Origin of the sequence: Pseudomonas sp. SWRI81 (assembly GCF_014268545.1) — a bacterium.
Taxonomy (GTDB): Bacteria; Pseudomonadota; Gammaproteobacteria; order Pseudomonadales; family Pseudomonadaceae; genus Aquipseudomonas; species Aquipseudomonas hamedanensis.
On sequence record NZ_JABWQS010000025.1, the window covers coordinates 39,018 to 50,205 of the forward strand.

Annotated in this window: 5 protein-coding genes; all 5 read left to right on the forward strand. The window is 60.1% G+C overall.

The window, feature by feature from the left end:
• Positions 1-5: 5 nt before the first annotated feature.
• The 5 genes from flgJ to HU765_RS16625 all read left to right on the forward strand — a co-directional run bounded on the left by flgJ (position 6) and on the right by HU765_RS16625 (position 10,819).
• Positions 6-1,310, forward strand: coding sequence for a flagellar assembly peptidoglycan hydrolase FlgJ (flgJ, locus tag HU765_RS16605; protein WP_186550768.1), 1,305 nt, complete (start codon positions 6-8; stop codon positions 1,308-1,310).
• A gap of 25 nt (positions 1,311-1,335) precedes the next feature.
• A complete protein-coding gene (gene flgK, locus HU765_RS16610) occupies positions 1,336-3,381 on the forward strand; it encodes a flagellar hook-associated protein FlgK (RefSeq protein WP_186621762.1) in 2,046 nt (681 codons plus the stop codon).
• Positions 3,382-3,394: 13 nt separating this feature from the next.
• Entirely contained in the window at positions 3,395-4,963 is a 1,569-nt protein-coding gene (locus HU765_RS16615) for a flagellar hook-associated protein 3 (RefSeq protein ID WP_186621764.1), read from the forward strand.
• Positions 4,964-5,073: 110 nt separating this feature from the next.
• Entirely contained in the window at positions 5,074-8,667 is a 3,594-nt protein-coding gene (locus HU765_RS16620) for a glycosyltransferase (RefSeq protein ID WP_186621767.1), read from the forward strand.
• A 211-nt stretch (positions 8,668-8,878) separates the two neighbouring features.
• Entirely contained in the window at positions 8,879-10,819 is a 1,941-nt protein-coding gene (locus HU765_RS16625) for a calcium-binding protein (RefSeq protein ID WP_186621769.1), read from the forward strand.
• The last annotated feature ends 369 nt before the right edge of the window (positions 10,820-11,188 follow it).

Consider the following 11,188-nt stretch of genomic DNA (forward strand, 5'->3'; position numbering starts at 1 on the left):
TCACCATGGATATACGTAAAAGCGGTCTGGTCAGCAGCAGCGATTCGGGGTCTTACTCGGACCTCAATCGTCTGAGCCAGCTCAAGGTCGGCGACAAGAACAGCGAAGCGAACATGCGCAAAGTGGCGCAGGAATTCGAATCGCTGTTCCTCGGTGAGATGCTCAAGTCGATGCGTTCGGCCACCGATGCGCTCGGTCAGGACAATCCGCTCAACACCCCGGCGGCCAAGCAGTATCAGGAAATGTACGACCAGCAACTGGCGGTTTCCATGTCCCGCGAGGGCGGTGGTATCGGCCTGGCCGACGTGCTGATGCGCCAGATGTCGAAGAACAAACCCATGGCGCCGGGTGAAGCCGCTGCCGCGTCTGCTGCCAAGCAGGAAGAAGCCAAAGCCAAGGCTGCGGCCGTGCCAACACCGATTGCCGCTGGCACCGTCGCCACCAACGGTCCGTTGTCGCGCCTCAATGGCGAACGTCCATTGTGGGCGTCACGCTCGGTGAATGCGCCGAACACCGATATTTCTCATCGCAATGATATGGCGCTGATCAATCAGCGGCGCCTGGCGCTGCCGCCGAAACTGGCCGATCGCTTGCTCGCCGGACTGGTGCCGTCGGCACCGACGACCGCCACCACGGCGCCGACCAACGCGCTGCCTTCGCGCGCCGCGACCAGTGCCGTACCCGGCACCGGTCCGCTGTACAACGGCGACTGGCTGGCCCGCGCCGAAGAGCAGAAAGCTGCGGGCGGGCAGATGCAGGTTTACGGTCGCGCCATGGCGCAGATTCCGCTGGCGCCAGCGAAGAAAGCTTTCAGTTCCGCCGACCAATTCGTCAACACCATGCTGCCGATGGCCAAGGAAGCCGCCGAGCGTATCGGCGTCGATCCACGTTATCTGGTGGCCCAGGCCGCGCTGGAAACCGGCTGGGGCAAATCGGTCATGCGCGCCCAGGACGGCAGCAGCAGTCACAACCTGTTCGGCATCAAGGCCAGCAGCAACTGGAAGGGCGATTCCGCGCGGGCGATCACCAGCGAGTTCCGCAATGGCGCGATGGTCAAGGAGACGGCCGAGTTCCGCTCCTACGCCTCGTACAAGGACAGCTTCCACGATCTGGTGACGTTGTTGCAGAGCAACAATCGCTATCAAGAAGTGCTGAAGTCCGCCGATAACCCAGAACAGTTTGTACGCGAATTGCAAAAGGCCGGTTACGCGACCGACCCGAACTACGCGACGAAGATTTCGCAAATTGCCAAGCAGATGAACAGTTTTGAAAACTACGCTGCGGCGGGTGTCTCCACCACGCCTTTATAAGGCACCAGGTAATAAGGTCTGAACCATGAGTTTGCTCAATATCGGGATGTCGGGACTGTCGGCCAGCCAGTCCTCTCTGGCTACGACAGGCAACAACATTGCCAACGTCGACACCGCCGGTTATTCACGTCAGCAAACCGTACAGGGCACCAAGGCGTCGCAGCAGTACGGCACCGTTTTCATCGGTACGGGCACCACCCTGGCTGACGTGCGCCGGGTGTACAACTCGTATCTGGAAAGCCAGCTGCACACGGCGACCTCGCTCAACAGCGAAGCGGCGTCGTACCTGGCGCAGGCCACGCCGCTGGATGCCATATTGTCCGACACCAACACCGGCCTGACCGGTGTGCTGCAGAAATTCTTCACGTCGATGCAGGGCGTCTCGACGTCGGCCACCGATGACACGTCCCGTCAATCGGTGCTGACCGGTGCGCAGGCGCTGACCAGCCGTTTCAACACCCTCGCCAAACAGTTGAACGATCAGAACACCACGATCAATGGCAGCCTCGGCGACATGACCGCCCAGGTGAACAAGCTCGCCACTTCGATTGCCAACCTGAACCAGAAAATCGGCGAGATCTCCACCAGCGGTGGGGCGCCGAACGACCTGCTCGACAGCCGTAACGAAGCCGTGCGCCAGCTCTCGGAGCTGACCGGTGCCCAGGTCGTGGAGCGTGGCACCAGCTTCGACATTTATGTCGGCAGCGGTCAGCCGCTGGTCATCGGCAACACCACCAACAGCCTGAGCATGGTCGCCAGCAAAACCGATCCGTCGCGCATGTCGATCCAGATGGATCGCGGTTCGAGCACCATCGATATCACCTCGGTAATCAACGGTGGCGAAATCGGCGGTCTGCTGACCTATCGCAAGGAAGTCCTCGACCCATCGCTCAATGAGCTGGGCCGTGTGGCCTTGGTGATTGCCGATCAGATCAACAGCCAGCAAGCCCAGGGCATCGACAAGAACGGTGACTTCGGCGCGGCGATTTTCAACAACATCAACAGTGCCGCGCTGATCAGTCAGCGCAGCATTGCCCAGGATGGCAATAGCGCCGGCTCCGGCAACCTCGATGTGACCATCAAGGACACCGGCAAGCTGACCACCAGCGATTATCAGGTCACGTTTACCAGCGCCACCGACTACACCGTCAAGCGCTCCGACGGCACCGACCTCGGCACTTTCAGCACCACGACCAATCCGCCGCCGGTGATCGACGGTTTCACCCTGGCCCTCAAGGGTGGCGCCTTGAGCGCCGGTGACACCTTCAAGGTCACTCCGACCCGCAATGCGGCCGCGAGCATCCAGACGGTACTCACCGATCCGAAGAAAATCGCTGCCGCAGGTCCGTTGACCGGAGTCGCCAGCGCCAATGGTCTGGGCACTTACACCCAGCCGACGCTCAGCGACAAGATCGACATCTACAACCCGACCGCCCAGGCTGACATGCAGGCGGCGCTGAAGAATTCGACGCCGGTCAAACTGGTCTTCGGCGCGGCCAGCGGCGGCAGCCAGTCGTACACCCTGGTCGACGCCAGGGGCGGGACGCTGGGCACCGGCACCATCGTGCCTGGCCAATCGAATACCCTGGACCTGAAAGTCGGCATCGTCGATGCCAACGGCAACCCGGTGCTGGACACCAGCGTCACGCCGAACGTGCAGAAAACCTTCAGCGTGCAGACCACCGTCGGCGGCACGCCGAAGACGGGCGAAACCTTCACCATGAACCTGACCGGCGCGGCGTCTTCGGACAACCGCAATGCCCAGGCGCTGGTCGGCCTGCAGACCAGGCAGACAGTCGATACCGGTTCGGCGAGCAAGGGCATCAGCCTGACCGACGCCTACAACAAATTGGTGACCAACGTCGGTACCAAGACCGCCCAGGGCAAATCCGACAGCGCTGCGACCACAGCGATTCTGGATAACGCCAAAGGCGCGCGCGATTCGTTGTCCGGGGTCAACCTGGATGAGGAAACCGGCAACCTGGTCAAATACCAGCAGTACTACACAGCGTCTTCGCAGATCATCAAAGCTGCGCAGGAAACTTTCGCCACGCTGATCAACAGCCTTTAAGGAGTCGTAATTCATGCGCATTTCCACCGCCCAGTATTACGGAACGCAAGCTTCGGACTATCAGCGTAACTTCAACAAGGCCGTTGCCACCGCCAGCGAGGCGAGCAGCCTGCAGCGTATCAACACCGCGGCGGATGATCCGATCGGTGCCGGGCGTTTGCTGCAGCTGGGGCAGCAGGCGGCGATGCTCGATCAGTACAAGACTAATGTCGATACCACCAAGAGTGCGTTGAACGTGCAGGAGTCCACGTTGGACTCGATCACCACCGCATTGGCGCGAGCCAAAGAGCTGGCCCTGGCCGCCAACAACGGCACGATCACCGACAAGGATCGCCAGGCTTACGCTTCGGAAATGGGCGAGATCCAGCAACAAGTGCTGGGCCTGATGAACGCCAAGGATGCCAACGGCAATTACCTGTTCTCAGGTTCTAAAACCGATACCGCGCCGTACTCGAAAAATGCCGACGGTACTTTCACTTACAACGGCGACCAGACCACCATCAATCTGGGCATTGGCGATGGCATGACCGTCGGCACCAATACCACCGGTTGGGACGCGTTCCAGCAGACCATCAATACCGGTCGCACCAACACCAAAATGACCGCTCCAGCTTTGGATGACGGCCGTGTCGTGCTGTCCAACGGCACTGTCGGCACTGCCGCCACGTATGACGCCAAGTTCACGGCCGGGCAGCCGTATACCATCGATTTCGTCAGCAGCACCCAACTTAAAATCACCGATGCGTTGGGCAACGATGTGACCGCCGAGGCCAGTCAGAACGGCCTGGTCAGCAACAGCAGCGGCGCCAACCAGACTGTCAGCTTCCGTGGCGTTGACCTTAAGTTGAACATCAACCTGAAGGCCGGTGACACCAACCCGGATGCGGTCATTGCCGGGCACAGCTTCCAGCTGTCGAGCACGCCTGACTCGTTCACCACCACGCGCAGCCCTGGCAATACCTCGGCCTCGGTAATTACCGGCTCGACCATTACTGACCAGGCCGCCTACACCGCAGCATTCCCGCAGGGTGGCGCAGTCCTCAAATTCACCAGCGCCACCGATTTCGATCTGTACGCAGCGCCAGTGACGGCTGACAGCAAGCCGGTGTCCTCGGGCACCGTGGTCGGTGGCAACGCGACCGCGGCGGGTGTGACCTTCGCGCTGGGCGGTACACCGGCGACTGGCGATCAGTTCTCGATCCAGCCGAACAATCACCAGACCCAGAATGTGCTCGACACTCTGGGCCAGATGATTACTGCATTGAACATCCCGGTCGATGGCGATCCGGTCGCCAAGCAGAAGCTGCAAGGCGCGATGGAGGCGGGTCTGGGCAACATCGACGCCGCCGCCAATCAGATCGGCGCCTCGGTCACCACCATTGGTGCCCGCGGCCAGGCGCTGGACATGCAGGCCACCACCAACGACAGCCTGAGCATGGCGAACACCACGACGCAAGGCTCGATCCGCGATTCCGACCCGGCCGAAGTCATGACCCGCCTGACCTTGCAACAAACCATGCTACAAGCCGCGCAACTGGCGTTCAGCAAGATCAGCCAGCTGGGTCTGTTCAACAAGATCTGACGGTGTAGCGGGCGCATCAGCGCCCGTTTGCGCTGTCCCTCAGTCAATGTTTTTTCGCGATAATCAGGGCTCGCTTTTCCGAGCGGGCTCGTACCGCCTGTGAGCCCGCCGTGAATTCACTTCCCCTCGTCAGCATTGCCATTCCCGCGTTCAATCCGCGTTTTTTCGAGCGGACGCTGAACAGTGCTGTCAGCCAGACTTACAGCAATCTCGACATCGTCGTGTGCGATGACAGTCGTGGCAGCGAGATCAAGGATATCGTCAGCTCAGTCACGGAGCAGACGGGTGTGCTGGTGCGCTACGTACGCAATCCAAAGACTTTGGGGCTGGTGGGTAATCTGAAGGCCTGCCTCGAACAGGCGCGCGGCGAGTTCATCAAGTTCCTGTGTGACGATGACTTGCTCTACTCGGCTTGTATCGAACAGCAAGCCCATGAGTTGCAGCGCGACGAAGTCAGTCTGGTGCTGGCGCAACGGCTGCTGTGGGATGCCAACGACATCATCTTGCCGGCGCGTCTGGAAAACAGCCCGTTGTCGCCCGTGAACGCCTTGCTCAAAGGCGACGATGTTCTCAGTATTTTCGAAAAATTCCCGGTCAACGTACTCGGCGGCTTCAGCAGCGCGTTGTTCCGGCGCGCCGATGTCGCCGAATTGTTGCCGGCCCTGACCGAAGAGGGCGCGTGCTTCGTCGCGACCCTGGATTTTGCCTTGTATGTCTGCCTGCTGCGGCGCGGCAACATGGTGACATCCAACAATGTACTGAGCGCCGAGCGACTTTACCCTGAACGTCTGAGCGCGCAGCAGCCGATGAAAGATGCCGCCGAGGTTGAGCGCGAGTGGATCTTGCAAATGCTCAAAGCCCGCAGCGGCGAGTCGGCACCGGCACAAGGCTGGGTTCGCTATGTGCAACTGACCAAGGCGGATGCGTCGCCTCGGGTTTGGGAAGAGCTGCCGCTGAGTCGCACTCTAGGCACCAAGCAGAGCCGTCAGGAACTGGGTGTGGGCGTCGACAGCTTCAGTTTTGGTGAGCTGTATGCGCAGTGGCTGGCATGTCGGGTACTCACCGAGGCGCAGCGCAAGTGGCTGCCGGAAACGCTCGCGGGCTGGTCGCATCAGCCGAGAATCGTACCGATCATCATCGACGCGCAGGGCAGTCGCGATGGTCTGGAACGCACCCTTGCTGCGCTCGCAGCCCAGGATTATCCGCCAGAACTGGTACTGGTGCTGTCTACGGCGTGTACCGAAGCGCAGTTGCAGGATCGGGTGTTTCACATGCCGTTGCAGGATGACGGCCTGGAGCAGATCAACACGCTACTGCCGCAACTGGAAGGCGCCGATTGGTTCTATCTGCTGCAACCGGGTGACTGCCCGGTGGCGCCGGCGTTGCTGGTGATGGCCGATCGCATCGCGCATTCGCGGTCGCTGAGTTGTCTGTATAGCGATGAGGGCAGTCTGCGCGACGGCGAATCGGCGGAGCCGGCATTCAAACCGGATTTCAACCTCGACCTCATGCGCAGTTATCCGTATGTCGGCCGGGCGCTGGCGTTTCAGCGCGAGCGCTTTCTGGCGCTCGGCGGTTTCGCCCCGGCGTTCGCCGAACTGGCGCCCCACGACATGCTCTGGCGGATGGTCGAAAGCGACGGCCTGCAGGTCGTCGGCCACATCGCTGAGGTGTTGCTGGAATCGAAATTCGATCTGTCGCAGTGGCTGACTGCACCGGGCGTCGTCGAGCAAAGCCCGCGCATTCTTGAAGCGCACCTGCAACGCCTTGGTATCGCTCACGACATCAGGCGCGGCAGTCGCGAATTGCTCAATCGTGTCGACTATCACTACAACCAGCGTCCCTTGGTCTCGGTGATCATCGTCACGCAGGACCAGACAGCAGCCTTGCAACGCTGTGTCGAGACACTGCTGGAAAAGACCGCCTACGGCGAGTACGAATTGCTTTTGGTCGATAACGGCAGCGAAAGCGCCGAGGCGCTGGCGTGGCTGGATGGCATGGCGCAACTGGGCAGCGACCGGATTCGCGTGCTGAAGTACCCGCAGAAAGGCAATGCCGCCGCCGTGCATAACTTCGCCGTGCAGCAGGCGCGCGGCGAGTACGTGCTGATGCTCAATGCGTTTGCCGTGATCACTCAGGCCGACTGGCTCGATGAATTGCTCAATCATGCGCAGCGGCCGGAAGTCGGTGTGGTCGGTGCCAAGCTATTCAACCCGGATGGCGGCGTGCTGCACGCCGGCCTGATTCTCGGCTTGAACGGGCCGGTCGGGCTGCCGTTCTATGGCCAGCCGATGCAGTCGGAAGGTTATATGTACCGCTTGCAGGCGGTGCATGACCTGAGCGCCGTGGGCAGTGACTGCCTGATGATCCGCAAGTCAGTCTTCGACAGCGCTGGTGGCCTTGATGAGCAGGATCTCAAGCAAACGCTCAATGTCGTGGACCTGTGTCTGCGCGTCGGCCGCGACGGTTATCTGGTGGTGATGAATCCGCACGCCGTGCTGGCGCTGGGCGCGCGGCCAAGTACGGCGACGACGCCGGAAGAGGAAGCGCAGCACGCCGAGGAAAAGGACACGTTTTATCAGCGCTGGCTACCATTGGTTGCGCGCGATCCAGCGTACAACGTCAACCTGACGCTGCAGGGCGTGGGCGCCACCAACTTCAGTCTTGAGCCGGGCCTGCGCACCGGCTGGAGCGCCTTCTCCAAGGCGCAACTGCCGAATGTACTGGCGGTACCGATCAACGCCTCTGCAATCGGCCACTACCGCATGAGCCAGCCAATGATCGAGCTGGAAGCGGCCAACCGGGTGGAGGGGCGGGTCTGCTATGGTTTGCCGTCGATCATCGATATCGAGCGTCAGTCCCCCGATGTGATCGTCCTGCAAGGGCGCTACTCGGAGCACACCATTGATGAAATCCCGCCGCTGAAGAAGTTCTTCCACGCCAGACGGATTTTTGAACTCGACGACTACGTGATCGACGTTCCCCATCGCAATGCCCACATCCGCAACATGCCGGGAAAGCAGGACATGGAGCGCATGGTGCGCCGCGCGATCGGCTTGTGCGATCGCGTGGTGGTCTCGACCGCGCCGCTGGCCAACGCGCTGTCGGACATGCATCACGACATTCGCGTGGTGCCGAACATGTTGGCCAAGGATCTGTGGGGGCATCTGCGCAGCCAGCGCCGCACCTCGAAAAAACCGCGTGTCGGCTGGGGCGGTGGCACCAGTCACCACGGCGATCTGGCGGTAATCGCCGACGTGGTACGTGAGCTGGCCAACGAAGTCGACTGGGTGTTCTTCGGCATGTGCCCGGACGATCTACGGCCGTACATGCATGAATTCCACGGTGTGATTCCGCTGGATGTCTATCCGGCCAAACTGGCCAGCCTGAACCTGGATCTGGCTTTGGCTCCGTTGGAGTTCCACATCTTCAACGACTGCAAGAGCAACCTGCGGCTGCTTGAGTACGGAGCTTGCGGCTTCCCGGTGGTCTGCACCGATACCGAGGCTTATCGTGGTTATTTGCCGTGCACGCGGGTCAAGACCAACAGCACCGATGAATGGCTGCAAGCGATTCGCATGCACTTGGCCGACCCGGATGCGAGTTATCGCATGGGCGATGAATTGCGTGAGGTGGTGCTTCGTGACTACGTCTTGCGCGGGGATAACCTGCGGTATTGGGAATATGGCTGGTTGGCGGATTGATCGCTTGGGTTTGAACAGCATTAAAGAGGCGACCTTTCGGTCGCCTTTTTTTTGCCTGGAATCAGCACTCGCTCAATTCAGCTGAAAACTTGCCTGGCACCTCAAGGTTTGCTCTGACGCTGTCGATATTTCTATATTCGTTTGTTCATCCGTCGGAGCGCAGGCCCCCCGATCGAGATCCGCTTTCAACAACAACGCAAGGAAGACACAAATGTCAGTAGTGAATGGAACGCGCGAAGCGGACGTCCTGTCCGGCACCGAGAGCAATGACCAACTCTATGGACTGGAGTCGGATGATGTCCTGATCGGCAGTGCAGGGAATGATGTCCTGGATGGCGGTGAAGGCTTTGATACGGCGACGTATTACGCGATGTCTTCGGGCATCAATGTCGAGTTGGGCAATGCCGGGGCGACGGCCTCAGGACCTGAAGGCAAGGTGGATACGCTCATCGGTGTGGAAAAAATTTTCGGGACTTTCCACAACGATACGTTTGCCAGTTCGGTTGGCGGGGTGACGCTGGAGGGTAGCGCCGGGGACGACCTGTACATCGTCGACAGTGAAGGTGTGACGATCATCGAAGAAGATTATTTGGGTTATGACGAGCTACGCACCAGCCTCAACACCATGAAGATGGACCCGTTCATTGAGAAGCTGACTTTCACCGGCATCGGCGATTTCAAGGCTTATGGCAATGCCAGTGACAACGAAATCATCGGTGGTGCCGGCAACGACTGGCTGTGGGGTGGTGATGGTGCCGATCACTTCGTTGGTGGCGAGGGTTACGATACCGTCAGCTACAGCGACAGCCTGGAAGGGGTGCGAGTCGAAGACTTTACCAACTACGACGGACTGACCATTGCCTATGGCGACATGTTCACCGGCATCGAGGCGATTAAGGGATCAGGGTTCGATGATGTGATTTATCGCCATCATGATTCGATGGTCATAGACGGTGCCGACGGTTACGACACTGTGGTTTATCGCTATGCCTTCGATCCGGTCAACGTCCTGGTCGGCCAAGGCGTCAATGCGACAGGCGACACGCTGCTGGACGTGGAAAAGGTTATCGGCTCCAGCAGCGCAGATCGTTTCACCGTCAATGCCAGCGGTGTGACGGTTGCGGGCGGTGGCGGCGACGACGTCTATACGATCGACAGCACCGGCGTGACGGTGGAGGAGGACGCCGACTTCATGGGCGGTACTGATCACGTGTACACCAGTCTGTCTGAATTGAAACTCAGTGCGTTTGTTGAAAACCTGACCTATACCGGGACGGGTGACTTCACCGGGTACGGCAATGACGAGGGCAACACCATCGTCTCGGGTGCCGGGAACGATGTGTTATCGGGTGGAGCCGGTGGCGATCGCTTTGAGGGTGGTGCGGGCATCGATATCGTCAGCTACGGCGACAGCACGGAGGGCTTGAGCGCCTCGCTGAAGTGGGGCCTGCAAAGTGGCATCGCGCTTTATGACACCTACATCGATATTGAAGGCCTGCGCGGTAGCCAGTACGACGATGTTCTGGAAGGCGAGTGGGGCAATAACGTTCTGGAGGGCGGGGCGGGCGATGACCGGATTTACGGTGACGACGGCAACGATTACATCTATGGGGGCCTGGCGTCCGGCCTTGATGCCGCCGGGCAGTCCGACACCTTGTCCGGCGGCGCGGGTGACGATGTCATCGTCGATGCGCGTGACAGCCTGTTCACCCGCGCGAGCGGCGGCGAGGGCAATGATGTGCTTACCGGTGCGGGCAGCCATTACACGTTATTTGGTGACGAAGGCAACGATGTGCTGATCCTTAACCTCACCGGGCAGTCGAATGCCGGCGGTACAGCATATGGTGGGCAGGGCGATGACACCTATATCGTCAACACGTCCGGGCTGGTAACGATCAAGGATGAGGGGCTGGATCTCAACGACACGCTGATTCTTAATGCGATCGCCAACGTCAGCCAATTGAATGTGACCCGTGTCGGTGACGACGCTTATCTGCACAACGCCAACGGCGGAGGTAGTGGTGTGCCGGACAACGGCGTGAAACTTTTGGGTTGGTACGCGGGGGGGAACACCATCGAGCATCTGCAGACTGCAGATGGCCATGTCTTTGAGCTGCCTGTTGGTGGTGATGGGTTTGCGATGTTCGGGTGATTGGTCGGGTCGTTGGTCTGGCCTGACTTGATCTGAAGGAGGGATGAATCGTGGTTGATTCATCCCTTTTTTGTGTTTGACCTGGCGGCTTTTGGGCCGGCCATGCTCTTGGGGTTTTGGGTGAGTATCCGTTTTTTCGGGGGCTGCTGCTGGCGGTTTCGCCCTTACGGCGAGGCACTTTTTCCAGACGCCCGGAATGCCGGCCCAGAAAAAAGTACCCAAAAAGGCTTGCTCCTGCGTTCGGCCCTCGCAGGCTCGGGTTCCTTCGCTGCGGGATTGATCCGGGCGCAGCGTTTCCGGTTTGCTTCGCTGCACCTCCTTCCGCTGTGTCTGGCTGCGCCAAACGGTCGCTGCGCTCCCACGCCCGGA

Coding starts and splice junctions, on each gene's coding strand:
- HU765_RS16615 (WP_186621764.1), top strand. CDS start 3,395: ATGCGCATTTCCACCGCCCAGTATTACGGAACGCAAGCTTCGGACTAT.
- HU765_RS16625 (WP_186621769.1), top strand. CDS start 8,879: ATGTCAGTAGTGAATGGAACGCGCGAAGCGGACGTCCTGTCCGGCACC.
- flgJ (WP_186550768.1), top strand. CDS start 6: ATGGATATACGTAAAAGCGGTCTGGTCAGCAGCAGCGATTCGGGGTCT.
- flgK (WP_186621762.1), top strand. CDS start 1,336: ATGAGTTTGCTCAATATCGGGATGTCGGGACTGTCGGCCAGCCAGTCC.